Consider the following 26,021-nt stretch of genomic DNA (forward strand, 5'->3'; position numbering starts at 1 on the left):
TTTGTGGGTTGGGGGGTTTTTTTGTTTTGTTTTTTTTCCCCGCCACCCCCACCGGCGCGGCCCGCCCCCCCCCCCCCCCCCCCCCCCCGGCGGGGGGGGGGGGGGGGGGGGGCCCCCCCCCCCCCCCCCCACGTCTCTCCCGCGAATGTCAGCTGCCGTAGCGGCTGTAATAGTCGCCGGTCTGCTGACGGTGCCCGAGGTCGCTGAGGTGCTTGTCCTTGTCGAACTCGGGGGCGTCCTTGATCTGGTCCTTGGTGCACTCGACGTAGATCTTTTCCTCGGCGGCGTCGACACGGGTGACGGTGCCGGCGGGAAGCAGCACGTGCTTGCCGAAGATCCAGACTCCGGTGTCGACGACCAGGTACGACGATCCGACCTCGTCGGAATGCTTGTCGACCTTTCCGATGCTTCCGTCGGTCGCCTCGACCTTGAAACCGACCAGGGTGGTGCCCGCGGTGTAGCCGGTCGTCGGCTGGTAGCCCCAGATGTCGCTCATGAAGTATGACTCCTCTGTCGACGATGTTGTAGCCGCGGGAACGTCCGCCGCAATTCGGCGTTCGCTCCTCGTCCGTTCGACTGCCCAGCATTTCGGAGCCAACGCACAGCACTCGAAGTTCTCTTCGGACGGAACCAGGACGACCACCGTGGGAGGCGCGATTCTCTGCGCGTCACGAAAGCACCCCCGGCACGTGTACGCCTGTCGCCGCAGCCCGCCGGTATCGCAGGGGAACCGTCGTCGACAACCTGGAGAAGGGGGAAGTACATCCCCATGATCGTGACGGCATGTCGTGGGAGGCGGGGGGTAGCCGGGGGACAACCCGCTCTGCAGCGGCCCTTGTCTTGAGGAGGCTCCCCTGTGCTGATGGCTCATCCTGTCGTCCTGCGCAATCTGATCGAGCAGTACGACGCGCTGCGTGTGCTGCATGCCGAGGAAGGGTCATCGCAGGCGCGACAGCGCATGGACGATCTCGCGTACACCCTGTGCGTATCGACCGGCACCGGCGACATCGACACCGCTCTCGTCGCGGCCCGCCACGGGCTCCCTGGTGCCCGCCCCGATGACGACTCCTGGCTCAGCGCCTGACCGGCCCAGCCCAGCTGCGGAGCCGGCCGCAGCGTGGCGGGTATCGGAACCCCCCGGACACAAGGACACCAAAGCCCGAGGAGAATCGGTGAGCGAGAAGAACATCTTCGTTATCGGCCTGGACGATGCCAACCTGCCCACCCTGCACAACGTGCCCGATGCTCAGGAGTACCGCTTTCACCCCCTGTTGACCACCGAGGAACTGCAGGTCGGCGAGGTGTCCGTGCCCGCGCTGCTGGAAAAGGCCCAGGGGGTACTGGACGCCTTCGACGGAAGCATCGACGCGATCGTCGGGTACTGGGACTTCCCGGTGAGCACGCTCGTACCGATCTTGAGCGAGCGGTATGGGACACGCAGCACCAGCCTGACGTCGGTCGTCAAGTGCGAGCACAAGTACTGGAGCCGCCTGGAGCAGCAGAAGGTCGTCGAAGAGCACCCCCGCTTCGGCCGGGTCGATCTGGAGACACGAGACCCGCACCCGCCGGAAGGCGTGCGTTTCCCGATGTGGCTCAAGCCCGCGCTGTCGTACTCGTCGGAGCTGGCCTTCGGCGTGAAGAACGAGGACGAGTTCCGCGCGGCGGTGGACGAGATCCGCGCGGGGGTGGGCCGCGTCGGCCGCCCGTTCCAGTACATCCTCGACCAGCTGGACCTGCCGCCGGAGATGGAGGGTGTCGGGGGCCAGGTGTGTCTGGCGGAGGAAGCGCTCTCCGGCATCCAGGTCGCGGTCGAGGGATACGTCCAGCACGGCGAGGTCACCGTCTACGGTGCACTGGACTCCATCAACTACCCCGGCAGCTCGTCCTTTCTGCGCCATCAGTACCCCTCCACGCTCCCCGAGCCCGTGGTGCGACGCCTTCACGACGTCTCCGAGCGCGTGATACGCCAGATAGGGATGGACTCGGCGACGTTCAGCATCGAGTACTTCTACGACCCGCGGACCGACGCGATCAACCTGCTGGAGATCAATCCCCGGCACTCCCAGTCGCACGCCGAACTGTTCGAGTACGTCGACGGGGTCCCCAACCACCACTGCATGCTCAGCCTCGCCCTCGGCAAGGACCCGAGCCTGCCCGACGGCGCCGGCCCCTACAAGACGGCCGCCAAGTGGTACTACCGGTGGTTCGCCGACGGTGTCGTGTACGACGTGCCCTCGCAAGAGGAGCTCCGGCGCATCGAGCAGGAGATTCCCGGTGTGCGGATCGACATGGTGCCCGAGGAAGGACAGCGGCTGTCGCAGATGCACGAGCAGGACAGCTACAGCTTCGAACTGGCCCACATCTTCACCGGAGGGGACAGTGAAGAGGATCTGCGCGAGAAGTACGACCGCTGCGTGGCGGCCCTGAGCCTCACGTTCGACCGCGTCACACCCCGCGGGGACGAGAAGAACACCTGAGGGCAGAACGGTCCGGCCCGATCGGTGTTCCGGACAGGACCCGGGGCAGCCGTCCAACCGAGCCCAAGGAGAAGGAGAGAGCCGGCCGTATGCGTTTTGTGAGCAATCTGCCCTACGCGACAACGGAGGAAGAGCACGTCGCCATCCCCATGTCCGACGGCATCTGTCTGTCGGCGCGGATCTGGCGTCCGGTCTCCTCGGAAGCGGAACCGGTGCCGGCGGTGCTGGAGTACATCCCGTACCGCAAACGCGACCTGTCCTCGGTGCGCGACTCGATCCACCACCCGTACATCGCCGGTCACGGCTACGCCTGTGTCCGTGTCGACCTGCGCGGCACCGGCGAGTCGGAAGGCGTGCTGGCGGACGAGTACCTGGAACAGGAGCAGACCGACGCCGAGGACACGCTGGCCTGGCTGGCCGAGCAGCCCTGGTGCGACGGCAATACCGGCATGATGGGCATCTCCTGGGGCGCGTTCGCCGCCCTTCAGGTCGCCGCACGGCAGCCGCCGAGCCTGCGAGCCATCGTCATCGCCTCCTTCACCGACGACCGGTACGCCGACGACATGCACTACATGGGCGGCGCCCTCCTGTCGGACAATCTGGCCGAGGCCGGCACCATGTTCGCCTACGCCACCTGCCCGCCCGACCCCGCCGTCGTAGGCGAGCGCTGGCGCGAGATGTGGCACGAACGCCTGGAGAACACCCGCCCGTGGGCGCTGGAGTGGCTGCGCCACCAGCGCCGCGACGCGTACTGGCAGCACGCCTCGGTCTGCGAGAACTACCAGGATGTGCGCTGTCCCGTCCTTGCCTCCAGCGGCTGGGCCGACGGCTACTCCAACGCGGTGACCCGTCTGCTGGGCAATCTCGACGTACCGCGCAAGGGCCTGATCGGCCCGTGGTCGCACAAGTACCCCCACCTCGGTGAACCGGGCCCCGCCATCGGCTACCTGCAAGAGGTCGTCGCCTGGTGGGACCACTGGCTCAAGGGCGTCGACAACGGAGTCATGGAAGGGCCCATGCTGCAGACCTGGATGCAGGACAGCGTGCCGCCCTCCACCTCCTACGAGGACCGGCCCGGCCACTGGGTGGGTGAACCGGCCTGGCCCTCACCGCATGTGGAGCAGACCGCCCACCCGCTCAGCCGGCACCGCATCGGCACCCCCGGTGAGACGACGTCGAACGAGGATGTCCTGACCGTGCAGTCGCCGCTGTCCGTCGGCCAGTTCGCAGGCAAGTGGGCCTCGTACAACGCGCCGCCGGACCTCCCCTACGACCAGCGGGAGGAGGACGGCGGCTCGCTGGTCTTCGACACCGACGAACTCACCGAGCGCGTCGAGATCCTCGGCTCTCCGAGCGTCGAACTGGAGCTGTCGGTCAGTGAACCGGTCGCCATGGTCGCCGCCCGGCTGTCAGACGTGGCCCCCGACGGCAGCGCCACCCGCGTCACGTACGGCCTGCTCAATCTCACCCACCGCGACGGGACCGGAGCCCCCCAGCCCCTGGAACCCGGCACGCGCTACCGGGCCACGGTCCACCTCAACGGCGTGGCCCAGGCATTCCCGCCCGGACACCGCATCCGGCTGTCGCTGTCCACCTCCTACTGGCCGCTCGCCTGGCCACCGCCGCGGCCGGTGCTGTTGAGCGTGTACGAGGGCTCCAGCACCCTGACGCTGCCGCTGCGCCCGACCAGGGAGCCCGACCACCTTCCCCAGCGTCCGTTCGGCGAGCCCGAGGGCACAGCCCCCCTGGCCACCACCCAGCTGACCTCCCCGGAGCAACGCTGGGAGGTCAAGCGAGACCTGGTCGGCTACAACTGCGAGCTCGAGATCGTCAAGGACCGCGGCATGGTGCGCTACGACGACATCGGCCTCGATGTCGGTCTGCGGGCTTACGAGAGGTATGCCGCCGTCGCCGACGACTTCACCTCGGTCGGCGGGGAAACGACCTGGACCATGCGGTTTTGTCGGGACAACTGGGACGTGCGGGTGGAGACCCGCACCGCGCTGAGGTCCAGCGAGACCGAGTTCTTCGTCGACGCCACGCTGGACGGCTTCGAGAACGGCCGCCGGGTCTTCTCCCGTACCTGGAACGAGACACTGCCTCGCGACCTCTTGTAGGAGCACCGGGCCGTGTGGGCGCTGACGTCGACGATCCCGGGATGTGCAGCCGCCTTCAGCCGGCGGTCCACGACAGTGCAGACGAAGGTGCCCACCCCGCGGCGTACGCCGGCGAACCGTGGCGTTGGCCAAAAGTGAGCCTCTGCCAACTTGAAGTCGCAGGTCAAAGGGCTGGCGTGGCGGTCTTTCGGGGCGCTCACGCTGGTCGGGGGCGGAAGTCTGCGGAGTAGATCGTCCGCCAGCACGGTCGGTGCGCCGGTTCCTGCTCGCTATGGCCGGGTGGCCTTCTACGATCCCGTGCATGGATCCCGAGCTGCTGGAACGAATCACCGCGCGGCGCGCGGAACTGGACGAACGTTCCGGGGCGATCTTGCTCGCCGCGAGGTGATGCCAGCCACAGGGCACCGGCGCACTGCGCGGGGTGGCCAGATGTTACTGGCGCGTTTAGGCGAAGAGTCAAGCGTTCTACATCGCCTAAATGCGTCGCTGCTTTCTTGGCGACCGTCGGACTCCGGCACCGTGGCCGTCGGCGCAGTCATCCCGGGCCGGGGCCCGCCCTGTGACAGCGGCCTCGCCCCGAGGCTCGACTGTGCCGTGAAGCGGTGGACTGGTCGGCACGGGGGAGAGCTCGGGCCTTACCGGGCTGTGCGGCGACACTGCTCCGCGCAGCTGACCACGAAAGCGGTGCCGCTGGGCGCGACTGGAACGAAGCCAACGAAGTCGAGATCGCTTGCATCGCGACCAGCAGCTTCGCGCGGTTCAGGGCCGCTGGGCTGTCGCGCCGCGGGTGCGCTCGTATTCGGCCTGGTCCAGGATCTGCCAGGCGGCCTGGCCGAGGGCGAGGAGGCCGTGGGCTGGCAGGGAACCGATCGCACCAAGCCCGCCCAACACGCTGCCCCTGCTCGCCAGGGCCAATACGCTTAGTGGTGGGGCGTCTTTGGCCGAACGAGTGGGCAGTACGCGCCCCAGTGGGGGCAGAGTGCGCGGGACGTTACTGGCAGACCGCTACCGGTTGGATGAACCGGTGGGGTCGGGAGGAGCAGGCGCGGTCTGGCGCGCCCGGGATATGCACCTGAACCGGCTGGTCGCGGTCAAGCTGCTCCACTGCGCCGCAACCATTCACGAGGCCGCGTTCGAGGCCCGCTTCCGACGGGAAGCAAGGATCACTGCGCAGCTCTCCGGGCACCCGCATATCGTGCCGGTCTACGACTACGGCCACTACCACGACTCCTATGGCCGCAGCGTCCCCTATGTGGTGATGGAACACCTCCCTGGCCCCTGCCTCACCGACCTGGTCACCCAGCCGTCAATGCTGGATCTTGCCCAGGTGATCGACTGGGGTGCGCAGATCTGCGACGCCCTGGCCACCGCCCACGATGCGGGGATCATCCACCGCGACATCAAGCCCAGCAACGTCATGCTCGCCCGCCCGTATCCGGACAACGGGTGCGTCAAAGTGGTGGACTTCGGCATCGCGACCTATATCGACAGCGCGTACACCCGGATCACCGCAGAGGGCCGTCTGATCGGCTCTCCCGCCTACATGGCCCCGGAGCAGGCCAAAGCAGGCGCCCGTCTGGACGGCCGTACCGACTTGTACGCCCTGGGCTGCCTGCTCTACGCGCTGCTGACCGGACGGCCCCCCTTCACCCCCGACAACTACTGGGCGCTGCTGACCGCCCACGCCCACACCGAACCCGAACCCCCCAGCACCCACCGCCACGATCTTCCCCCCGCCTTGGACCAACTCGTCCTGGATCTCCTCGTCAAAGACCTCGATGACCGCCCCCCGCACGCGCGCGCCGTCCGCGACCGCCTGCACACGGTGTTCTCCGCGCCGCACCACACGTCCAGCCACTCCACGCCAGAGGAACTGCGCCGCACGGAAGCACACGCACACAGGCTCGCCGAGGAAGGCGACCATGCGCAGGCGGTGCACCTGCTGGGCCACGTCGCCCGAGGTCGTGTTCGGGCGCTCGGCCCGGACCACCCCGCTACGTTGCGCGCCCGGCACGACCATGCGGTCAACCTCGGCGAGGCGGGGGAACGTGCGCGGGCGACACTCCTGCTGGAGCAGGTCGCCCGGGATCGTTCTCGAGTACTGGGTCCGGACCATCCCGACACCCTGCTCACCCTGCGTGCCCGCTACAACCACGCAATCTATCTCGGCGAGCCGGGCGAGCGTGTGGGCGAGCGCGAGGAGGCGGCGGGTCTGCTGGAGCAGATCGCCCGGGATCGTGCTCGGACGCTGGGCCCGGACCACCGTGACACCTTGAGCGCCCGGTACATCCACGCGTACTACCTCGGCGAGGTAGGCGAGCATGCGAAGGCGGCGGGCTTGTTTGACCAACTTGCCCAGGACTTTGTCCGGGTGCTCCGCCCCGACCACCGTGACACCCTGGGCGCCCGGTACTCCCACGCCCTGCACCTCGGCCATGCGGAGGAGTGTGCCCAGGCGGCGGGCCTGATGGAGCAGGTCGCCCAGGACTTTGCTCGAGTGCTGGGCCCCGACCACTCCACCACCCTGGAAGCCCGGTACTACCACGCGGGCAACCTCGGCCGGGCGGGACAGCACGTGCAGGCGACACGCCTGCTGGGCCAGGTCGCCCAGGACTGTGTTCGGGTGCTGGGCCCCGACCACCGTGACACCCTGCGCGCCCGGCACGACCATGCGTACTACCTCGGCCGGGCAGGCGAGTGTGCGCAGGCGGCGGATCTGCTGGAGCAGGTCGCTCAGGACTGTGCTCGGGTGCTGGGCCCCAACCACTCCACCACCCTGGACGCCCGGTACTACCACGCGTACTACCTGGGCGAGGCGAGCCGGCTTGTGGGCCAGAGTGAGGAGGCGGCGCGTCTGCTGGAGCAGGTCGCCCAGGATCGTGCTCGTTCTCGAGTGCTGGGGCCGGACCACCGTGACACCCTGGACGCCCGGTACTACCACGCGGTCAACCTCGGCAGGGCGTGGGAGCGTTCCGAGGCGGCGCGCCTGCTGGAGCAGCTCGCCCAGGACTGTGCTCGGGTGCTGGGCCCGGACCACCGCGACACCCTGCGCGCCCGGCACGGCAACGCGTACTACCTCGGCGAGGTAGGCGAGCATGCGAAGGCGGCGGGCCTGTTTGACCAACTCGCCCAGGACTGTGCTCGGGTGCTGGGCCCGGACCACCGCGACACCCTGCGCGCCCGGTACAACCATGCGTACCACCTCCACTTGGCGGGGGAGCGGGCGGAGGCGGCAGGCCTGTTTGACCAACTCGCCCAGGACTGCGCTCGGGTGCTGGGCCCGCGCCACCTCTACACCCGGCGCGCCCGGTACAACGTGTACGGCTGGGGTCCCTGCCTCTGAACAGTGGAGCGGGGGCAGGGACCGATGTGGCGGAACCTCTCTCATCATTGGCTCCCACCCGCGTGCTTTGCCGCACGGCGGCCGTGTTGGGGGGCCATTCGTACCGCAAGCGGATCATGCGAGCAGGTTGGCGGTGCAAACGGCCGTAGAGCTAACTCCCAGCAGGGCTCACGTAAGTCAGAAGTCCCGTAAGCTGATCACTGGTGCGGGAACGCCAGTCGGAGACTGCGGCTTCAAGTTGGCGGAGGCTCAGTGTTGCGTCACGGTCAGCTTCCGAGGTGGAAGCGGATCGCCGTGCCGTCCGGGCCGGTGTGGACGCGTACCAGGTCCGTCAGGTAGTTGACCATCAGCAGCCCTCGTCCGCCGAGTTGGTCGCGCTGGGGTGGTCGACGCCCCGCCAGCGGGTCACTCAGGTGCCCCGCGTCCCTCACCTCGCACAGGATCTGTCCGCCCTCTTCCCAGACCCACACGGCGCCTGATCCACCGCCGTGCACCACGCTGTTGGTGGTCAGCTCCGCGACAGCAAGGGCGAAGTCGTCCAGACGCTCGCCCGCCAGACCCAGGTGCCGGGCCCGCGCGACCGCGAAGTCCCGGGCGTCGGGCAGGCGTTCGGCTTCAAAGTCGAACGTGGCAGCGGCCCCCGGCGGGCGGGCCAGCGGCTGGTTGTGGGCAGCGACGGCGCGGTCGGGGTCGTAGGTGTCGCTGGGCTCCTCACGTCCTTCGTCGACGACGACGGGGTGTGTGGTGTACGCGTCGGCGAGCACCGCAGCATCGAGACGTACCGCGTCGTAAGGGCACACGATGGTGACGTTCCGGCCGTGGAACGCAGTGTTGATCAGTGCCTCATGCTGGACACAGGCGGGGTATTCGGCCTCGGTGCGGCCGGGCCAGATCGGCTCACCGATGATCCGCACCCGCCCGGTGGGATGGGTGTCGGCAAAGGCGCGCAGTACTTTGGGAATGATCCGCCCCGGGTTGCGCCCTGCCTCGTTCATGTCGATGAACTTCACTGCTTCGGCGCTTCCCTCCAGCTCTGCGCGTATCAGCTCGAGGTTGCCGCGGGGGACCGCTACCGCCACCGGCTCGCCGACAGCAAGCCCCTTCTGGATGAACGGCACAGTCCCGGCCAGGTACTCCTCGCTGCTCCGGTAGAACAGCGCCGGGTGGACGAAAGGCTCGGTCGCCTGCGTCACATCGTCACCTCGATCGCTGCCAGGTCGGGCCAGAACATCTCCAGGGCGCGCCGCAGCGCGGGGGGCGGCTCGTTGACGAACATGCGCCTTCCGGTGCCCAGCCGCTGGGCCGTGACCGCCACGGTGGACGACCCCGCTACGTCGACGAACGTCACCGCGGACAGATCCAGGTGAACGTCACCAGGCCCTCCGACCAGATCCTCCAGCGCCCGCTCCCACTCCGTGCGCGTGGTCAGAGTGACCTCTCCTGCCGCGACCACTCCCGCCCTGTCCGCCAGCGGACAGATCTCCAATGCCGCTACCCTGTGCTCCAACGACGTTGCCGGCGGGCCCGCACGGTGAGAGGCGTCCACACTTCCACCCCCACAGACTTCGGCAACATCCCGGCTTCGCCGAGCCTACCCGACGGGTCCGTCCGCAGGAGCATCACTGAGCACTCGACGTCGGTGGCGGCGGCGCGGCGTTGCATCTCCACGGGCAGACGCCGGTCGTTCAGGCACCCTCCCTCCCTCGGTCGGAGTGTCCCGGCAGGCTGCCGGGGCGGGGAGCGTTTGGGTAGGCACATGACGAACGGGGAACGGCATGCCGGCTGGCTCGAGCTCTTCTACGACCTGATGTTCGTGGCGTTCGTCGCCCAGCTGGCCCATCCGCTCGCCGGCAGTCCCAGTGTCGGCGCCGCACTGACGATGCTGGCGTTGTTCGCTCCTGCGTGGTGGCTGTGGGTGTCCTCCACCCTCTACACCAACCTGTTCGGCGAGGGCGGCCCCGAGCGCCGGATCTCGGTGCTCGGCCAGATGGCGGTGGTGCTGATCATGGCCGGCGGGGCCGAGGAAGCGGCGCACGGACAACCCGCACTCTTCGCCGGTGCCTACGTCGCCGGCCGGGCGGGGCTGCTGGTGGTCCGGTGGCTGCTCGGCGGCCGTCAGCCGCAGGGAGGCTCCAACACCGCGGTCCTCATCTCCATGGCCTTCTGGACGGCCTCGATCCCGCTGCATCCGCCGCTCACCTACCTCCTGTGGGCGGCCGGGCTCGCCACCGAGGTCGGCAGCACCCTCTACCGCCGGTCCCTCCCCGAGCTGGAGATCTCACACCTCGTCGAACGCTTCGGGCTCTTCGTCATCATCGTGCTGGGCGAAGGGGTGGCGCAGCTCGTCGCGGCGTTGGCGGCAGTGCACTCGACGGCGCAGGCGATGGCGACGGCGATCCCGGCCTTTGCCGTTCTGGCCGCCCTGTGGTGGGTGTACTTCGACTTCGGATCGGCAGTGGCAGCCTCAGCGCTGCGGGCACGAGGCGACGAGAGATTCCCGCTGGCCCGGCGGCTGTTCGTGTACGGCCATTTCGTGCCCGTGGCCGCTCTCGTGGCCCTGGGGGCCGGGCTGGGAGCTCTGGTCCGGGCGGCCCCAGCCCCCCGTGACGGCGTTCTGCCGCTGATCTGCGCCGCACTCGCGGCCTACTTCTGCAACAACTCGATCTGCGCGGTAGCCGTCGTAGGCCGGCCGGCCGCCACGCAGATCCGCTGGCTCGCACCGACCCTGCTCCTTCTGGCGCTGCTCGGCCTGTTGGGGCAGAACCTCACCCCGGCACTCCAGGTCACCGCAGCACTGGCCGCGTTCACCCTCCCCACAGCGGTCGACGGGCTGATGGCCCGCAAAATGCCCGCCCCGTGAACACGCCATGCCGCCCCCGGCCCCACTGAGTGACGCCTGGAAGGGCCGGACGCCGGCTCAATGCCCACCGTGCGTTCCCGGCCGAGCTTCCTGCCCGTGGGTGCAGCTGTGGATCACCGTGTCGGCGAAGGCGCGGGCCAGAGGGGACAGGGCGTCCCACTTCCGTACGGCCCAGCCCGCCGACAGGGCGGGCAGCGCCGGTATCGGAACGAAGCGCAGCGAGGGGTGGCCGGCGCCGCCCCAGCCGGGGAGGGCGGGGACGACCGCGTGGCCGAGGCCGAGTTCGGCCAGGAGGATGGCGGTGTCCCAGTCGGCGACACCCGTGTCCGAGGTGACATGGATGCCCCACTCGGCGAAGGCGGAGTCGAGCCGGGCACGCGAGGTGGAGTTCTCAGGGAGCCGGATGTGGCGGATGCCCGTCAGATCCCGCGGTTCGACACTGCTGCGGGTCGCAAGCGGGTCGTCCGCGTGGACGGCCAGCACCCAGGGCAGGTCGATCACCGGCCGCTGCTCGATGCCGCGCACGGGCGCGCCGATGGTGATCCATGCCAGGTCCAGGTCGTGTGCCGCGAGCGCGCCGAAACAGCTGCGGCTGGAGTTCTCCGTCTGGAACTCCAAGCTGACCAGCGGGTGTCGGTGCCGGAAGTCGACGACGGCTTCGGACATGAAGTGCCGCACGGTGGTGGCGCCGGTGGTGATGCGTACCGATCCGCCGTCGCCGCGTACGAGATCCGCGAGGCGCCGCAGCGCGAGGTCGAGGCCCGCGATGCCGTCGGCAGCGGCGGCCTGCAGGAGCCGGCCGGCCGGGGTGGGCACCACGCCGCGCGGATGCCGCTCCACCAGGGCGGCCCCGATCTCCCGCTCCAGCCGCTTCACGTGCTGGCTCACCGCGGACTGGGTGCAGGACAGCTCCCGGGCGACGGCACTGAGGCTGCCGGCACGGCACACGGCGACGAAGACGCGCAGATCATCGAGGGTCACAGAGCCCCAAGCTAATGCTTGAGTCAATACAAGGAAACCCTAGGATTGACTTGGGACTTGGGGATCGCGAAGATCTTCGTCGGATCCAGGGCGGCAACCTGGACCGCGTGACGACGCGTTCCAGGTGCCGACCCACCCCGCAGGAGAAGTTCACGTCACCGGGTGACCGACGGCAGCGGTCCGGTACGGCTGTCACGGGGGAGGAGGCGCAACCGTGTCCCGTTGCCACCTGACCTCGCCGTCGTGCCATCTGCCGGTCGGCACGAGGCCGCAGGCCGAGGCGATGGAAGCCGACGCCCGATGGTCGGGATGGATATGGGCGACGAGGGTGTGTACAGGGTGCTGCTCAAGCCAGGCGACCAGGGCCAGTGCCGCTTCCGTGGCGATACCCCGTCCCTGCCATGGCGTTCCGACGACCCAGGCGATCTCGGCTTCGAGTCTGCCGGAGGAGGGGACGACCGTCGCTTGAACGGTACCGACGAGACGTGACTCCTCCCGGAGCCGGACCGCCCAATTGCACCAGGAGACGCCAGGGTCGGGAGAGCCTGCCACCATACGTTGGTAGCGGGCGCGCAGCTCCCGAGGTGTGCCCGGGCTGCCGCCCACGAACGTGTGCAGGGCGGGATCGGACAGAGCGGCGGCCATCTCGTCGGCATGCTCGACAAGGAGCGGCAGCAACTCGAGCCGTTCGGTGCCAAGGACAGGAGGGTTGATCAGGGGACCCAAAAGCTTGCTCTCCGCACCAGGCCGACGGATTCCATCGACGGCCAGGCAGATACCGAAGACGCGGTCGTGGCTTGTCCAGCCGTTCACGCGCCCGCGGTTGTTGCTTATCTGTACGCGTCTCCTGGGTCTGTCCACTGCTGAGACCAGGTGCAGGTAGACGGTGCCTGCGACGCGGGCGAGAACGATGTCGCCGACTTCCAGCTTCGTCGGATCGGCAGGCCCGACAACGACCTGCTGCCGACTGCGTATCAAGGGGACCATTGAGCAGCCACTGGGCCGGAACTCCACCGTGTGTCCACCGGCGACCTTGCTTGCCACTCCGTCCAACATGCCCATTGCACAGATGGTGCCTGATCCGAGGGTGCCCGAGGAACTGATTTTTCCCCGGGGGTGATGCAGGTTCCAGCGGCGCGACCGGTACTCGGGCGGGCGTGACGGCGCCTCACGTGTCCGCTGTGGTGGCCAGCCGTGAGTTCACCGAGCCTGCCGTCACCGGCGGGACCACTTCTTCGGCCGGAGCCCGTTGACCAGGCTGAAAACGAAGACGAGCCCGGTTCCGACGACCGCCACGCAGGTCCACATCCCCCGCGTTCCCGGCCCGAGGAGCAATACCAGACAGATAATCAAGCAGATCACCGCGAGGGTGAGCAGTCCCGCCGAAGTCGCTCGATCATCCCTGTTCCTTCGGCTCCTCCGAAGCAGCATGTTCCTCACCCTTCCGTCGGCGGCCTCCGACCTGTGCGCCTACCCAGAGCGGCCGCACCCACGGCCTGGAGGGAGGCAGATTCCGTGGGGGCGCACGCCAAGCCCTGTCTGCCGAGGCACCCCCCTGAACTCGGACACACTCTGGCCGAATTGAAATGGATAAGGGACAACGAGGGGGGTAGGCGCCGCTCAGCGACTTCACGGGGGCGAAAGAGAAAACCGAACGGCATGGGAGGGATGAAGCATGACGACGGTGGCAACGGCCCTGCGGACGGCGACCACGAAAACCGGTATCGCTGCGCTGCCAGAGGTGCCCGACCCTCGGAGGACCGCGCCGAAGGACGCCCGCGCCCTGTCGAAGCTGTTCTTCGAGCAACTGGCCACGCTCGAGGAGGGGACGCACGAGTACCAGTACGCGCGAAACACCCTCATCGAGATGAACATGTCCCTCGTCCGTTACGCGGCCGGCCGGTTCCGCAGTCGCGGTGACGACATGGAGGACATCGTTCAGGTCGGCATGATCGGCCTGATCAAGGCGATCGACCGGTTCGAGCTGTCTCGCGAGGTCGAGTTCACCAGCTTCGCCATCCCCTACATCGTCGGAGAGATCAAGCGCTTCTTCCGCGACACCTCGTGGGCCGTACATGTCCCGCGGCGCCTGCAGGAGGCGCGAGTGGAGCTCGCCCGCGCCACCGAGGAACTCCGAACCCGACTCGGCCGCGCCCCCATGGTCGCCGAACTGGCGGCTCTGATGAACCTTTCCGAGGAAGAGGTCATCGAGGCGCGGCTGGCCTCCAACGGCTACCACTCCACCTCGCTGGACGCCGCGGTCAACAACGACAGCGAGGAGGGCGAGGCTGCGCTGATGAACTTCATCGGTGTAGAGGACCCCGGGATGGAGCTCGTCGAGGACTTCCACGCCCTCGCCCCGCTGATCGCCGATCTCGACGAGCGGGACCGGCAGATCATCCATCTGCGCTTTGTCGAGGAACTGACCCAGTCACAGATCGGCGAACGACTCGGCTGCTCCCAGATGCACGTCTCCCGCCTCCTGTCGCGCACCCTGAAGCGACTGCGTGAAGGGATGCTCGCGGCAGACTGACGGCCGTGGGCGACAGCCGGGCCGGCCGCCGACGTGTGGCACGCGGCCCGGCCTCCTGCTCCAATGCCGATACCGACGACGCGCACAGGGTCGTCGGTATCGGCATTGCTGCGCGTACGCTGATGTCGTCATTTTGCTCGCGAAGGTACTGCCACAGCAACACCCGCTTGAGCGCGGCGGCTCGCCGCACTTCTTCCTTGGCCGTGGCAAGGACGTCGACGTTCTTCTCCGTCCAAATCGGCGCGCTGTAGAGCTCCGTGTCTGCGGGCATGCCGTCGGCCGTGCGGGCCTGCTCGTACATCTCCCGCAACTCACCCACAATCGCTGTAGCGTCAACAGACCCCACACGCGTAGGGTCCTTGAACCGCTCCGGGTCTGGTGGAGGCTCGATTCCCTGAGAGGATCGAGTCATGGCTCGTCCATCCCCCTACCCTGCCGAGCTTCGTGAGCGTGCAGTGCGCATGGTCGCGGAGATCCGCCCCAACTACCCGACCGAGTGGGCCGCGATGAAGGCGGTCGCCGCGAAGCTGGGCATCGGTGCCGCGGAGACAGTGCGGACGTGGGTCCGCAAATCCCAGGTCGACGCCGGCCAGCGTCCCGGCGTCACCTCTGAGGAGGCCGCGGAGATCAGGCGGCTCAAAACCGAGAACGCCGAGCTGCGACGGGCCAACGAGATCCTCAAGGCGGCCTACTCGTATGCGCCGAGCGCCCAGCGACCACCCAATCGAGACTCCCGTTCGACAGACACCGCTCAAGATCGGAAGGACACTTACATCGGTGATGAAGACATCGCGTGCCCCCTGGCTCCTCCGATTGCGACACTCTCGGCACCTCACCGGTGCGGTCAACTTAGGTTGACGATTGAGAGGGGGGTCAACTAAGGTTGACTCATGACTGGAGTTGATATTTCGTCGATCACCGAGAACACCGATCCCATCGAAGCACTGCGCGAGGCAGCCGCGCTGCGCCACCGCTTGGAAGGACAGGAAGAGGTTCTGGTGTACCGGGCGCGGGCGGCAGGGACAACGTGGACGGAGATCGCCGAGGCGCTGGGGGTCTCAAAGCAGGCCGTACACAAGAAATACGGCGGCCGACGCCTGTTCGGCCGGACGGAGGCCTGACGATCATGACCTCGCTCCTCGATGATCTGGTACGACGAACGGCGGAGCGGCTCGGCACCCGACAGCGTGGCGTCGTCGTGGTGGGTGCCGTCCGGGGCGGGCAGTCCGCACTGCACGGTGCAGACCCCGGCACGCTGTTCGAGATCGGTTCTGTCACCAAGACGTTCACCGCGCTGGCCCTGGCCCAGCTCACCGTGCGTGGCGTCGTGGGACTGGACCAACCGCTTCGCGACCTGCTACCCCGCGACATCACGGCTCCCGAACGCGGCGGCGGGGTCATCAAGCTGGCTCACCTGGCCTGCCACACTTCCGGCCTGCCCCGGTTGCCCAAAGGCCTCTTGCCGCGAGGCCTGTTCCGATCGGACCCCTACGCCGGCTGCACGGGCGAACTCCTGCTGGACGGATTGCGGCGCACCCGTTTGCGGTCGGTGCCCGGTACCCGCTTCCGCTACTCCAACTTCGGCGCCGGCCTGCTCGGGCTCGCCCTGGCACGCCACACCGGCACCGACTACGACGCGCTTATTCAGGCCGAGATCTGCCGGCCCCTCGGCATGACCGACACCCACGTGGTTCTCGACCCCGGACGCACCGCACGACTGGCCGCCGGCCACTCCCGCACCGCCCGCCCCCGCCCGCCCTGGCACCTGGCCGCCCTCGCCGGCGCCGGCGGCCTGCACTCCACCGTGCCCGACCTGCTCACGCTGGCCCGGGCCCAGATCGGCCCCGCACCCGAAGAACTCGCCGAGGCCATCGCTATCACCCACACCACCGCCCACCGCATCAACGCCAGAGCCGTTGTTCATCCCGGCTGGATCTCGGCCAACCTGCCCCGCAGCCAGCACCGGATCCTGTTCCACACCGGCGGCACCGGCGGCTACCGCAGCCTGCTGGCCATAGCCCCCGAACACCAGGCTGCAGTCGTCATCCTCAATGCCAACGCCCGACCCGTGGACCGTCCCGGCCTCAACCTGCTCGCACAGATCATCGGCTCCGGACCCGGTCCGGACCCCGTCCCGGCCGCCACCGGCGCCTGACCGGGGGCGGCCCACACCGGCAGCAGCGGCCGGACCACGGCCCACTCCGCGTCCGTCATGTCCGTCGGGTAGCGCGCCTGCCGAAACCCGTTGTCCGCGGCGTTTCCGAACCGGTGAGCCAGGCAGTCACACTCCAGCGGGACTGAACTGGACCGCCCGCCCATCGACACGGAAGACTGCGGCACCGGGGCTCCTGATGCTGCTCGGTGATTCGACACCAACGAGCTGCTCAGGAGGCCCTACTCGTATGCGCCGAGCGCCCCGCGACCACCCAATCGAGACTCCCGTTCGACAGACACCGCTCAAGATCGGAACGACAACAGCTACTAAGCGGCCCGCACGACCTGATGGGACTCAGAACCACCCGGCACGCCGCGGAAAGGGAAGTACATGTGTGGTCTCGCGGGCATAGCTCGGCTGGGTGGGGGAGCGCTCGGCCCGGAGACAGACGCCCTCCTGAACAATCTTGCCGACATCCTTCACCACAGAGGGCCCGACGAACGAGAGTTGCTGCGGCAGGGCCCGGTTGGTCTGGCGTTCACCAGACTCTCTCTTGTCTTGTCCAACCCCGAAGATGGCACTCAGCCGCTGATCAGCGACGATGGCAATCGCTCTCGTAGATGAGTGAGACCTCGACACCGTTTAGAGGGTCGCGGCAGTCGCCGTCAGCTCCATCCTACTTCGTCCCAGTCGTGCCAGTGAGCCGAAGTGGGCTCTCCCTTGAAGGCGTGGCCGATGCCGAGTGCGTTGTAACGCACGGTGTTGTCCGGGAGGTCGTCGGGGCGGTGCCAGCTCAGGCCCGCGCACTTGGCGGGCTCCTGGTTCACTGGTTCGCCCCGGTACTCGCTGACCGCGAAGAACCAGCCGATGCGGGTCTCGCCCTCGGGGTTCCGGAAGTACATGACGTGGACCAGGCGCAAAGCGTCACGGTGCAGCCGGAGGCCGACCTCCTCGTGCGTTTCGCGGATCACGGCGTCGAAGATGTCCTCACCTTCTTCGACCTTGCCGGAGGGGAGGTTCAGGCGGCCGTCGGCGTATCCGGTGTTGCGGCGTTCGGCGAGGCAGATTTCGGTGGTCTCGCCGAAGCGGCGCTCGAGGATGATCATGACGTCGTTGATCGGGCGAGCGGGCACGGAGTCCTCCAACGGTGCGGTTGCCGAGGGGACTCTAGACGAGTCATTCCGATGTGTAGGGTCTCAGGTTTCGTGACTTTCAATCACGATGGCACAACGGTGGCACTTATGCCGCTGTAGTGAGACTCCCTGGTCGGAGCTTTCATCCCTTCGGGTGACGGACCTTCTGGTCCGCCCATCGACGGATGCGGCGCTGACACCTTGGCTTCACAGGCGACGGGAGGGATGGCCACGACCCCGAGTGGCTGACATCCGACAGCGCTGGGGCCACCCGCGTCATCAGGGTGCGGGACAGTGGCCGCCGTCAAGGGCGCGCTGCGGGCGTCGCGCTGCGATGGGGCACCGCCCCCTCCCTGAGCTGCGGCCACTGGCCCGGGGCTGGCTGGCTATCGGATGGCCCCAGCGGCCGAACGCCGACAGACGCCCGTATCCCGGGGAATTCAGACCGTTCAGGCACCAGAAGTACCGGCCACCTGCAGCTTGTCCTGTCTCCTCCCACTGACTCGTCAGCCGGTCGACGGGGAGGCCGGTTCGGCCGAGGACTTCATCACCCGGGGCCGACGCCTCGGGGTGGCTGATCAGCCGGGTATCGCTCTCCTGGGATCAGCCGGAGCCATGTCCCGTGCGATCTCGCGTGCTATGCGACCGAAGAGTTCTATCGCCCGGTTGCCGCCGTCGGACCGCCACATCAGGCCGTATCCGAGGGGCTTTTCTCCCTCCACCGGGACGTAGGAGATACCGGGACGGCCGTGGTAGAGGGCGATGTGTGCCCCTGACAGCAAGGCTCCCTTGCCGCCGGCGACGAGTGTCAGCGCCTCCTGGAAGTTGGTGACGGACGGCCCCTGCTCGATCGGCCTGCCACTGGGTGTGCGCGTCGGCAGTTGATGCTCCAGCCAGTACTCCGGGATGTCTCCCGCGATCGTCAGCAACGGCACCCGGGCCAGGTCCTCAAGTGTCACCGTGTTCCGTCCGGCCAGGGGATGCCCGGCCGCGACAGCCAGCACCCTGTCCTCGACGAGGAGTGTGGGGCCGCGGGTCAAGTCGTCCTCGTGCACGGGGAAGTCCGCCAGCTGGAGGTCGAAATCGCCTTTTCGTAGCATTCCGTACGGATCGGAGAGCGGCACCTCGCATACCTCGACGGCGAGTTCGGGATGGGTGGTGCGCAGCTTCTCGATCGTCTTCATCACCATCTCTCCGGCCAAGGGCGTGGAGAAGCCGACGTGCAGGACTCCTTCGATGCCGCGTGCCGAGGCGACGGCACGCGCCAGGGCGTTCTCGATGCCGCGGTAGTGAGGTTTGAGGTCGTCACGGAGGCGGCTGCCCAGGCTGGTGAGGGCCACACGTCGGCTCGTGCGCGTGAACAGAGGCGCTCCGACGCGGCGCTCCAGCTTCTGAATGAGCTGACTCACCCGGGCGCGGGAGAGATGCAGGCGGGTGGCGGTACGGCCGAAGTGCAGTTCTTCGGCGAGTACGAGAAAGCAGTCGAGCTCGTTCTGGTCCACGTACGTCTCCGGGATGGGTGCAGACATGGATCGGTAAGCCTGGCTGTCCGAACGTCGCGATCACCGCTGTTGTTCCCAGGTGGGTTGTGGCGAAGGCTTGAGGCACCGACAACACCTCACACTCCGGAAGGAGTTCATCATCATGAGTGCCTTGAGCGCTTCGGGCGGACTGAGCACACGCAAGTGGGGCATCCTGCTCGTGCTGTGCGGCGCGATCTTCCTCGAAGGCATCGATGTCGCCATGCTCAATGTGGCGCTGCCGTCGATCCGCGCCGACCTCGGACTCTCCACCGGTGAGCTGCAGTGGGTCATGAGCGCCTACGTACTCGGTTACGGCGGCTTCATGCTCCTCGGCGGACGGGCGGCCGACCTGTTCGGACGCCGTCAGATGTTCGTCTTCTGGCTCACCGTCTTCCTGCTGTTCTCCGGGCTCGGCGGATTCGCCACCGAGGGGTGGATGCTGATCGTCGCGCGGTTCATCACGGGCGTCGCCGCAGCCTTCATGACCCCGGCGGGTCTGTCCATCATCACCACGGGCTTCGCCGAGGGGCCGGAGCGGAACAAGGCACTGCTCATCTACTCGGGCACCGCTGCAGGAGGCTTCACGATCGGTCTGGTCGCCGGCGGGCTGCTCACCGCCGTCGGCTGGCGGTGGGTCTTCTTCGCCCCGGTCGTACTCTCCTTCCTCATCCTCGTCGCGGCCCTCGCGTTCGTCCCCAAGTCGGCGCGCCCCGACAGATCCGGTAAGCGCGTCGACGCTGCCGGCGCGCTCACCGTCACCGCTGCCCTGGTGCTGATCGTGCTGGGCGTCGAGCGTGCGGCCCACGCCGGGATCGCCGCCAGCGTCGGAACGTTGCTGGCCGGGCTGGCGTTCTTCGCGACCTTCCTCGTCATCGAACGGCGCTCCGTCGAGCCCCTGGTACGCATGGGCATCTTCCGCAACGGCTCCCTGGTGCGGGCGAACCTTTCGGCGATGCTGTTCGCCGCCGGGTTCTTCGGCTTCCAGTTCCTGGTCGTGCTGTATCTCCAGGAACTGCGCGACTGGTCGACGCTGCAGACGAGCTTCGCGATGCTGGTCATCGGGGTCGACGCGATTCTCTCGCCGACCCTCACCCCACGGCTGGTCAACCGCTTCGGCACCGCCAAGGTGATCTTCGGGGGACTCCTGCTCGCGGTGCTCTCCTACGGGCTGTTCCTCCCGCTGGGTGCGGACTGGAGCTACGCGACGATGTTCCCGAGCCTGATCATCCTCGGCCTCGCGTTCTCCCTGGCGTACGGCCCGCTCACCATCGTGGCCACGGAAGGGATCGCGGAGGAGGAGCAAGGACTCGCGGGCGGCCTTCTCTATACCACCTTCCAGTTCGGTGCCGCCCTCGGACTCTCCGCAGTCACCGCCGTCAGCGTGGCCGCCACGCACGCGAAGACTCCTGCCGCACTGCTGGACGGCTACCGAGCCGGCCTGCTCGTCCCGTTCGCGGCAGCCGTCGTCGCCGCGGTCATCAGCGCCTTCGGCCTGCGCACCCGGCGGGACGGCGAGCCCTCCGCCGCGGTGGACGCTGCCGCTGAGCGAATCAACGTCCCAGTCTCCCGCTGAGCCTCGAAGGGACAGACTCATGACCGATACCGTCAGCGAGTTCTCCGAGATCCAGGACTCCTTCCTCGACTACATCCGCGACATCAAGTACGCGACCATGATCACTGTCGACCGTCAGCACCGCCCGCGCGCTCGTGTGCTGCTGCCCGTGTGGGAGATCGTCGACGGCGTGCCGGTCGGCTGGCTCGCCGCGTACCGGACCCCCGTCAAGAGCGCGCACCTCGCGGGCAACCCCCACACGACGTACGCGTACTGGAATCCCCGTCAGAACGCGGTCTTCGTGGACAGCTTCTCCACCTGGGCCGACGACGAGGAATCCAAGCTTCATGCGTGGGACCTGTACAAGCGGGGCGGTCCGCCGGGTGTGGGCTACGACCCGGTCCACTACTGGCATGGCGGTCCCGACGATCCCGGCTACCACGTGCTGCGGATCGATCCCTGGCGCATACAACTCGTCCGCGGTTCCGATCTGCGCAGCACGCTGTGGCGGATGCAGGACCCGGCCCCGGCGGTCACCTCGTCCGCCGCCTCGAGGGACTCGGCCAAGGCGGCCGTCTGCTGAATCCTCGTGAGAAGGACGGATGCCCCCCGCTCCGACGGGGGGCATCCGTCCTTCTGACGCGTGGTTCCCGCTCCGGCGGCCGTGGGGCCGGTGGTGTCACGGCCGTGATCACGGCCGCGGCGGGTCCAGGACGGTCCGGAAGCCGCACCGGGAACAGCCCGAGGCTTGTGGATGGGGGAGGGTGCAGGTGCGCCGTCCCCTCCGTAGGAAATGACGCGTTCGTGAGACAGAACCCTCCGGCCAAGCTGTGAGTCAGCCGCAGAAGCCGCAGGTCACGGCACCGCTCTATGCCACGGGCTGCGAGACCCTACACGATGTGATCAGTGGTCATAAGCGATCAAGGATCGTATGACGGGCTGGCCGGTCTTGTGGTTGTGCCAGATCGCGGCGGCCATCGCGAGGATGCGTTGGGCGACGCGGACGGCGACACCTTCGAAGGTCCGGCCACCGTGCTGTTCCAGGTCGAGCTGGCCTTTGAGGGTGTCGTTGACCGACTCGATCAGCTGCCGCACCGACTTCAGGAGGCTCTCGCCCTTGCGCTTCTTCTCGCGCTTGAAGGAGGGACGCAGCAACTCCGCGCCCTGGAAGGCCAGATCGGCCTCGAACTCCTTGGAGGCGAAGCCCTTGTCCGCGATCACCAGCAGGGCCGGCCGGTCCGTGGCCAGGTGCGGTTCGCGGTCCAGCATCGCCGACAGCACCTCCCGCTCGTCCAGCTTCGGGTTCGCCAGTGCCCACAGGATGGGCATCCCGGTCGGGGTGCACACCAGGAACAGGCGCAGACCCCAGAAAAACCGGGAGTGCGAGGCGCAGTACCCGTATCCGGCCCAGCCGACCATGTCCGACCGCTTCACCGTCGGACGCGAGCGGCCACACTCCACCGGCGTGGAGTCGATGATCCAGTGGTTGTCGAACCAGAAGTCCGTATCGACGGCCAGTAGCCGTATTGCCTTCTTGACCAGCGGCAACGCTGCCCGCAGCCGCTTGTTCCAGCCTGGCTGCCTGGGCACATACGGGAACATCGCTCCCAGCCGGGAGTCCACGAACCGCAGCCAGCGCGACTCCGAGGTGAAGCCCAGCAGAGCCTGCGCGACGGCAAGGGTGACCAGCTCGGAATCCGTCAGCTGCGGCGGTCGGCCAAGCCTTCGGGTACCTCCGAGCTCGTCGTCGATCTTCACGTACAGTGCGGTCAGCAGGGCGTCCAGGTTGTTCGTCACACAACGATCTTGGAAGCCCTGTCTGCGTTCCCGGACACACCGTCAGCATTCGGAATGACTCGTCTAGTCCTGGAGGGTCAGGCGGTGGCGATGAGTCCCACGCGGCTCAACTCCTTGTCGATCCACTGGACACGTGCGGCCGTCGTCAGCCCGCTGGGAAGGTCAAGAATGGGCACCTTGGTGTCCTTGCAGGTCTGGTAGATGACCGAGTCTGCCCGCTCTTGGAGGCCGAGGAGCTTCTGACGCATGCGGTCGCCGCCGGCCTTCTGGTCGAAGCGGTCGCGGCAGTACACGATCGCGTCATAGGTCTGCGGCATCCAGGCCCGGCAGACGGCTTCAAGGGCTGCGAGGACCGGAGCGACCTTCGGGTCCGTCTCGTCGAGGACGAGGCGGGAGAGCGCAACGACGTTCGCGGGGGTCTTGTCAGCGATCAGGAGCTGGTGATGGCGGGCGGCGCGCAGTGGCACGGAGAGCTGCTGGCCGAACAGGTCCACCTCGGCGATGAGGTCGAAGGTGCCCTTGCCGTGCATGACGATCTCTTCGAGGAAAGGGCTGACGCGGGCTGGCTCGCCTGTGCAGGCGACGTTGATGGACTGCTCACGGAAGTGACTGGTCAGCGCGTGGATGAGCGTCGTTTTGCCCGATGCTTGGGTGCCTTCGATGGCGATAACGGCCGTGTCGCGGATGGGCACGTACCCTCCAGGAGGTTGGTGAAGGTCGGGTGGTCGAGCCATCCCCAGGCCCCTTTGGCGCCGGTAGCGAGGGCCGTGTTGACGTTGAATCCCTCGGGTGCCCAGTGGCCGAGCCCGTCGGAACGGGCGGCCACAAAGGCGGTGGACAGGGAGTGGCGCAGGTTGAGGACGCTGACGCGTTCGCGGCCCTCGACGTCGCCGGTCTCGGTCCACTTCCGGTGCAGGGCGGGCATGGAGGTGCGCAGCAGCTCGGGCTGCGTGACGTCCAGGCCGATCTCGGTGCAGACGTCCACGAGCCGGCGGGAGTGGCCCTCGAGGAGGTGCCCGGCGTCGTAGCGGGTGTCGACGTACCGGACTTCGGCGTCGGTGGCTTTGCGCTGTTTCCAGTCGCCGCGGGCGCGCTGCAGGTCGGCGTCCTGCGGAGCCTTGTTGGCCAGGACAGCGAGGTCGGAGCAGAGCTGATGGCCGGTGATGACGTCGGCGTGCTCAGTGGCTGTGCGCAGCGTTGCGGCGGCGGCCTTGACCAGGCTGTCCTGTTCGCCGGGGTCTTCGACGTAGACGCTGGTGAACTCGTACGGTACGTCAGCCAGGTCGGTGGAGGTGTCGGCGCGCAGGTCGAGCCAGACGATCGAGTAGCAGAACGGCCTGTTGCCGCCTTGAACGAGCTTGTCCGTCCACTCGACGTCGATGGAGGCGATCCGAACTGCGCCGGTCCGGCGGCCGGGTGGGGCCTGGGTAGGCCTTTCCATGCTGCTGGTTGTGATCATGTGTGTCCTTGGGGTGCGGGCCTCGGACCGGGTGTCCAGGGCCCGCGACGACGCTACTGGCTAGGCCGGCAGCGAGGGGTGGAACAGGTCAGGGAACTCGTCGCATGCGGCGTCCCGGACTGCCTCGAACGCGTTCGGCGGTGTGTCCCAGGTGAGGTGGTCCAGGTGCCGGCCACCGATGAAGGCCGTGACGAGGGCTTGCGCGAGAGCACCGATGGCGGCGCCCTGGGTGGCCAGGGCCTTGGACGTCGGATCGTCAGGGTGCTTGAGAAGCAGCTCGTAGAGTTGCTGGGTGTGCTCCTGATCCTGTAAAGGCCTCAACCACGGCCCGAACGGGAGCCCGGCGGCATCCGCCGTCTTGGCCAGGAGACCGTCCGGACCGACGTCCTTTGCGGTGTCCACGCAGCGGGCGATGCCCTTCTCCGGGTGCGAGCGTCCGGCCCAGGCCTCGCTCAACCCGGTGACGCCGGCCCGGCCGGGACGCAGTGCCTCCATGACGTGAAGGTCGTCCTGTGCGGCGTGCCAGGTGATGGCAGGTGCATCGCGGCGGGCCTGGACGAACAGGACGTCCAGCGCCGAGAGAAGCCGCTCAGTGTCGTCGGGGCCTTCAGCAGCGAGGGCTCGGTACCCGAAGTTGACCGTGCCGTCGGTGACGGTGACGGGCTTGGTGCGATGGACGTCCAAGAACACCGCTGCTGCGCTCATGAGCACCGGGCTGCCGTCGTCGTCGGCCCACAGCGCGGCTATGCCGGTCAGCAGGCGCCGCGGCTTCTTCACGATCTGGGCTGTGGAACCGTAGGGCGTCACGGGCCAGCCCAGGTTGGTCATCTCCAGCACGTCACGCCCCCTGGCTGACGGTGGCGATGGTGCGGCCGAGGTACTTGTTGAAGTGGTTCACCTTGTAGGGGTAGCGCTGCCAGATTTCACTGATCGGCTCCTCCAGCACGTTGCCCAGGTTCAGCCACAGGTCCTTCTCGTCGTACACGGGCCAGGCGCGCGCGACACCGTTCGGCTCGATCACGATCATGTGGCCCTCGTTCTCGGGGGTCCACGTCGTCAGGCGCAGCGCGGGAGTCCAGCGGTATTGTGTGCGGTCGGCGGCCAGGCGGGCGAATGCCGCCTCGGCCTCCTCGTTGGTGATGAACTCGCTCTCGTCCATCTTGAGGGCGTTGCCCTTGCGTAGCGGCATGATCAGCTTGAGCTTTCCCGCGCCCAGGACGTCGCCGATCTGCGCGGTGTAGGACAGTGCCGGCAGCAGGGAGCGGGTGACGACGGTGGACATGGAGATGGGGATGCCTGCGTCGAGCAGAGCGCGCGTGCTGGCCATCGTCTTGTCGTAGTCGCCGCGAATCCGCTGGAAGTAGGCCCTCGGTCCCTCCCAGCCGACGTTGGCGTAGGCGACCTTGCCGGCGATGTTGCGGGCGTGGACCTTGCCGTGGGTGGCGTTGGTGGGGACAGCCAGGATCGCGTCGTTGTGCCACATGTCCACGATGTCGCTGAAGTCTCGGCGCATCAGCGGCTCGCCGCCGGAGAGGAAGATGCGGCCGACGCCGGCCAGGTTCTGCCGCATCATGTTGAGCTGGTCGAGCGTGGGGTCGGGCATCTGGAGGGTCTCGGAGCACATCGTGCAGTCGAAGTCGCAGCGCTTGGTGACCTGCACGATCACCGAAAGCGGCACCGTGGACGCCTCCGCCAGCGCGGCCACATCCAGATCGGCGGGCGCGGTGAAGTGGTGGCCTTTCACGGCGAAGGCAACTCCACCTCCAACGTCGCGCGACGTCTGTGCGGGGACCGTCGGCAGGCCGAGGTTCGTCATGGGGTTCTCCATCCGAGTCGTGTGGGCTGTGCTGATGAAGTGGTGCTGAGCCCGTGCACCGGAGCAGGGTCAGGCGCCCTTGATGCCAGGCGGGTTTCGCTGGCTGCGCTGGACGTTCACTGTCCGGCGCAGCCCCACGGGGGGACAGGGGGCGGCGGGCACGCGCCGCGAGTTCCGGCCCGGTGCGCGGCCGGGAGGTGCGGACCCCGGCGGGGCTCCTGGCTCACGAGGGGAGGGTCGTGAGGGTGCTCCCGCGCCGGAGGTCTTGCACCGCC

Annotated in this window: 23 protein-coding genes and 1 pseudogene; 11 read left to right on the forward strand and 13 right to left on the reverse strand. The window is 67.9% G+C overall.

Annotated elements, in window-relative coordinates:
* Positions 1-148: 148 nt before the first annotated feature.
* Positions 149-496, reverse strand: coding sequence for a PRC-barrel domain-containing protein (locus ACFYWI_RS33480; protein WP_389239534.1), 348 nt, complete (start codon positions 494-496; stop codon positions 149-151).
* A 360-nt stretch (positions 497-856) separates the two neighbouring features.
* Between ACFYWI_RS33480 and ACFYWI_RS33485 the strand changes: the two genes are divergently transcribed.
* The 3 genes from ACFYWI_RS33485 (at position 857) to ACFYWI_RS33495 (ending at position 4,594) form a co-directional block, all read left to right on the forward strand.
* Entirely contained in the window at positions 857-1,084 is a 228-nt protein-coding gene (locus tag ACFYWI_RS33485; protein ID WP_389239535.1) for a DUF5133 domain-containing protein, read from the forward strand.
* 88 nt (positions 1,085-1,172) lie between these two features.
* Positions 1,173-2,477: an acetyl-CoA carboxylase biotin carboxylase subunit family protein gene (locus ACFYWI_RS33490; protein ID WP_389239536.1), complete on the forward strand. Its 1,305-nt coding sequence runs from the start codon at positions 1,173-1,175 to the stop codon at positions 2,475-2,477.
* A gap of 89 nt (positions 2,478-2,566) precedes the next feature.
* Positions 2,567-4,594, forward strand: coding sequence for a CocE/NonD family hydrolase (locus ACFYWI_RS33495; protein WP_389239537.1), 2,028 nt, complete (start codon positions 2,567-2,569; stop codon positions 4,592-4,594).
* Positions 4,595-5,353: 759 nt separating this feature from the next.
* Here the strand turns inward: ACFYWI_RS33495 and ACFYWI_RS33500 are convergent.
* Positions 5,354-5,485, reverse strand: coding sequence for a hypothetical protein (locus tag ACFYWI_RS33500; protein WP_389239538.1), 132 nt, complete (start codon positions 5,483-5,485; stop codon positions 5,354-5,356).
* Between the two features lie 88 nt (positions 5,486-5,573).
* Between ACFYWI_RS33500 and ACFYWI_RS33505 the strand changes: the two genes are divergently transcribed.
* Positions 5,574-7,937, forward strand: a complete 2,364-nt coding sequence (locus tag ACFYWI_RS33505; RefSeq protein ID WP_389239539.1) for a tetratricopeptide repeat protein — start codon at positions 5,574-5,576, stop codon at positions 7,935-7,937.
* 266 nt (positions 7,938-8,203) lie between these two features.
* Here ACFYWI_RS33505 and ACFYWI_RS33510 read toward each other — a convergent pair whose 3' ends face one another.
* Both ACFYWI_RS33510 and ACFYWI_RS33515 read right to left on the reverse strand, forming a co-directional pair.
* Entirely contained in the window at positions 8,204-9,130 is a 927-nt protein-coding gene (locus tag ACFYWI_RS33510; protein ID WP_389239540.1) for an anti-sigma factor RsbA family regulatory protein, read from the reverse strand.
* Positions 9,127-9,423 carry an STAS domain-containing protein gene (locus tag ACFYWI_RS33515; RefSeq protein WP_389239541.1) on the reverse strand — a complete coding sequence of 99 codons (297 nt, stop codon included), beginning with the start codon at positions 9,421-9,423 and terminating at the stop codon, positions 9,127-9,129. The genes ACFYWI_RS33510 and ACFYWI_RS33515 overlap by 4 nt, the downstream gene beginning before the upstream one ends.
* A gap of 270 nt (positions 9,424-9,693) precedes the next feature.
* Here ACFYWI_RS33515 and ACFYWI_RS33520 point away from each other — a divergent pair, with 270 nt between their 5' ends.
* Positions 9,694-10,797, forward strand: coding sequence for a low temperature requirement protein A (locus ACFYWI_RS33520; protein WP_389239542.1), 1,104 nt, complete (start codon positions 9,694-9,696; stop codon positions 10,795-10,797).
* Between the two features lie 57 nt (positions 10,798-10,854).
* On the opposite strand, the gene ACFYWI_RS33525 is transcribed toward ACFYWI_RS33520, so the two are convergent.
* Positions 10,855-11,778 carry a LysR family transcriptional regulator gene (locus ACFYWI_RS33525; RefSeq protein WP_389239543.1) on the reverse strand — a complete coding sequence of 308 codons (924 nt, stop codon included), beginning with the start codon at positions 11,776-11,778 and terminating at the stop codon, positions 10,855-10,857.
* Between the two features lie 192 nt (positions 11,779-11,970).
* Positions 11,971-12,495 carry a GNAT family N-acetyltransferase gene (locus ACFYWI_RS33530; protein ID WP_389239574.1) on the reverse strand — a complete coding sequence of 175 codons (525 nt, stop codon included), beginning with the start codon at positions 12,493-12,495 and terminating at the stop codon, positions 11,971-11,973.
* A gap of 958 nt (positions 12,496-13,453) precedes the next feature.
* On the opposite strand from ACFYWI_RS33530, the gene ACFYWI_RS33535 reads away from it, so the two are divergent.
* The 4 genes and pseudogenes from ACFYWI_RS33535 (at position 13,454) to ACFYWI_RS33550 (ending at position 16,466) form a co-directional block, all read left to right on the forward strand.
* Positions 13,454-14,311, forward strand: a complete 858-nt coding sequence (locus tag ACFYWI_RS33535) for an RNA polymerase sigma factor SigF (protein WP_389239544.1) — start codon at positions 13,454-13,456, stop codon at positions 14,309-14,311.
* A gap of 410 nt (positions 14,312-14,721) precedes the next feature.
* Positions 14,722-15,030, forward strand: a pseudogene (locus tag ACFYWI_RS33540) (IS3 family transposase); the annotation flags it as partial.
* A 171-nt stretch (positions 15,031-15,201) separates the two neighbouring features.
* Positions 15,202-15,432: a hypothetical protein gene (locus ACFYWI_RS33545; RefSeq protein WP_389239545.1), complete on the forward strand. Its 231-nt coding sequence runs from the start codon at positions 15,202-15,204 to the stop codon at positions 15,430-15,432.
* A 5-nt stretch (positions 15,433-15,437) separates the two neighbouring features.
* A complete protein-coding gene (locus ACFYWI_RS33550) occupies positions 15,438-16,466 on the forward strand; it encodes a serine hydrolase domain-containing protein (RefSeq protein ID WP_389239546.1) in 1,029 nt (342 codons plus the stop codon).
* 665 nt (positions 16,467-17,131) lie between these two features.
* Here the strand turns inward: ACFYWI_RS33550 and ACFYWI_RS33555 are convergent.
* Positions 17,132-17,599 (reverse strand): NUDIX domain-containing protein, encoded by a 468-nt coding sequence (locus ACFYWI_RS33555; RefSeq protein WP_389239547.1) that lies wholly within the window; start codon positions 17,597-17,599, stop codon positions 17,132-17,134.
* 578 nt (positions 17,600-18,177) lie between these two features.
* A complete protein-coding gene (locus ACFYWI_RS33560; RefSeq protein WP_389239548.1) occupies positions 18,178-19,128 on the reverse strand; it encodes a LysR family transcriptional regulator in 951 nt (316 codons plus the stop codon).
* A gap of 115 nt (positions 19,129-19,243) precedes the next feature.
* Here ACFYWI_RS33560 and ACFYWI_RS33565 point away from each other — a divergent pair, with 115 nt between their 5' ends.
* A complete protein-coding gene (locus ACFYWI_RS33565; protein WP_389239549.1) occupies positions 19,244-20,695 on the forward strand; it encodes an MFS transporter in 1,452 nt (483 codons plus the stop codon).
* Between the two features lie 19 nt (positions 20,696-20,714).
* Positions 20,715-21,257, forward strand: coding sequence for a pyridoxamine 5'-phosphate oxidase family protein (locus ACFYWI_RS33570; protein WP_389239551.1), 543 nt, complete (start codon positions 20,715-20,717; stop codon positions 21,255-21,257).
* A gap of 320 nt (positions 21,258-21,577) precedes the next feature.
* Here ACFYWI_RS33570 and ACFYWI_RS33575 read toward each other — a convergent pair whose 3' ends face one another.
* The 5 genes from ACFYWI_RS33575 to ACFYWI_RS33595 form a co-directional block, all read right to left on the reverse strand.
* Positions 21,578-22,471 carry an IS982 family transposase gene (locus tag ACFYWI_RS33575; RefSeq protein ID WP_389239552.1) on the reverse strand — a complete coding sequence of 298 codons (894 nt, stop codon included), beginning with the start codon at positions 22,469-22,471 and terminating at the stop codon, positions 21,578-21,580.
* 77 nt (positions 22,472-22,548) lie between these two features.
* Positions 22,549-23,163 carry an AAA family ATPase gene (locus tag ACFYWI_RS33580; protein ID WP_389239553.1) on the reverse strand — a complete coding sequence of 205 codons (615 nt, stop codon included), beginning with the start codon at positions 23,161-23,163 and terminating at the stop codon, positions 22,549-22,551.
* On the reverse strand, positions 23,085-23,912 hold the full coding sequence (locus ACFYWI_RS33585) for a hypothetical protein (protein ID WP_389239554.1): 828 nt from the start codon (positions 23,910-23,912) through the stop codon (positions 23,085-23,087). Before ACFYWI_RS33585 ends, ACFYWI_RS33580 begins: the two co-directional genes overlap by 79 nt.
* Positions 23,913-23,990: 78 nt before the next feature.
* Complete coding sequence (locus tag ACFYWI_RS33590) at positions 23,991-24,767, reverse strand: hypothetical protein (RefSeq protein WP_389239555.1); 777 nt, start codon at positions 24,765-24,767, stop codon at positions 23,991-23,993.
* Between the two features lies 1 nt (position 24,768).
* Positions 24,769-25,746: a radical SAM protein gene (locus ACFYWI_RS33595; protein WP_389239556.1), complete on the reverse strand. Its 978-nt coding sequence runs from the start codon at positions 25,744-25,746 to the stop codon at positions 24,769-24,771.
* Positions 25,747-26,021: the final 275 nt, after the last annotated feature.

Source organism: Streptomyces sp. NPDC002889, assembly GCF_042888425.1.
Taxonomy (GTDB): domain Bacteria; phylum Actinomycetota; class Actinomycetes; order Streptomycetales; family Streptomycetaceae; genus Streptomyces.

What these genes read in the sequence shown, in the direction of transcription:
- ACFYWI_RS33495 (WP_389239537.1), top strand. Translation starts at nt 2,567, where the DNA reads ATGCGTTTTGTGAGCAATCTGCCCTACGCGACAACGGAGGAAGAGCAC.
- ACFYWI_RS33545 (WP_389239545.1), top strand. Translation starts at nt 15,202, where the DNA reads ATGACTGGAGTTGATATTTCGTCGATCACCGAGAACACCGATCCCATC.
- ACFYWI_RS33565 (WP_389239549.1), top strand. Translation starts at nt 19,244, where the DNA reads ATGAGTGCCTTGAGCGCTTCGGGCGGACTGAGCACACGCAAGTGGGGC.
- ACFYWI_RS33520 (WP_389239542.1), top strand. Translation starts at nt 9,694, where the DNA reads ATGACGAACGGGGAACGGCATGCCGGCTGGCTCGAGCTCTTCTACGAC.
- ACFYWI_RS33560 (WP_389239548.1), bottom strand. Translation starts at nt 19,128, where the DNA reads ATGTCTGCACCCATCCCGGAGACGTACGTGGACCAGAACGAGCTCGAC.
- ACFYWI_RS33585 (WP_389239554.1), bottom strand. Translation starts at nt 23,912, where the DNA reads ATGGAAAGGCCTACCCAGGCCCCACCCGGCCGCCGGACCGGCGCAGTT.
- ACFYWI_RS33570 (WP_389239551.1), top strand. Translation starts at nt 20,715, where the DNA reads ATGACCGATACCGTCAGCGAGTTCTCCGAGATCCAGGACTCCTTCCTC.
- ACFYWI_RS33535 (WP_389239544.1), top strand. Translation starts at nt 13,454, where the DNA reads ATGACGACGGTGGCAACGGCCCTGCGGACGGCGACCACGAAAACCGGT.
- ACFYWI_RS33595 (WP_389239556.1), bottom strand. Translation starts at nt 25,746, where the DNA reads ATGACGAACCTCGGCCTGCCGACGGTCCCCGCACAGACGTCGCGCGAC.
- ACFYWI_RS33550 (WP_389239546.1), top strand. Translation starts at nt 15,438, where the DNA reads ATGACCTCGCTCCTCGATGATCTGGTACGACGAACGGCGGAGCGGCTC.
- ACFYWI_RS33480 (WP_389239534.1), bottom strand. Translation starts at nt 496, where the DNA reads ATGAGCGACATCTGGGGCTACCAGCCGACGACCGGCTACACCGCGGGC.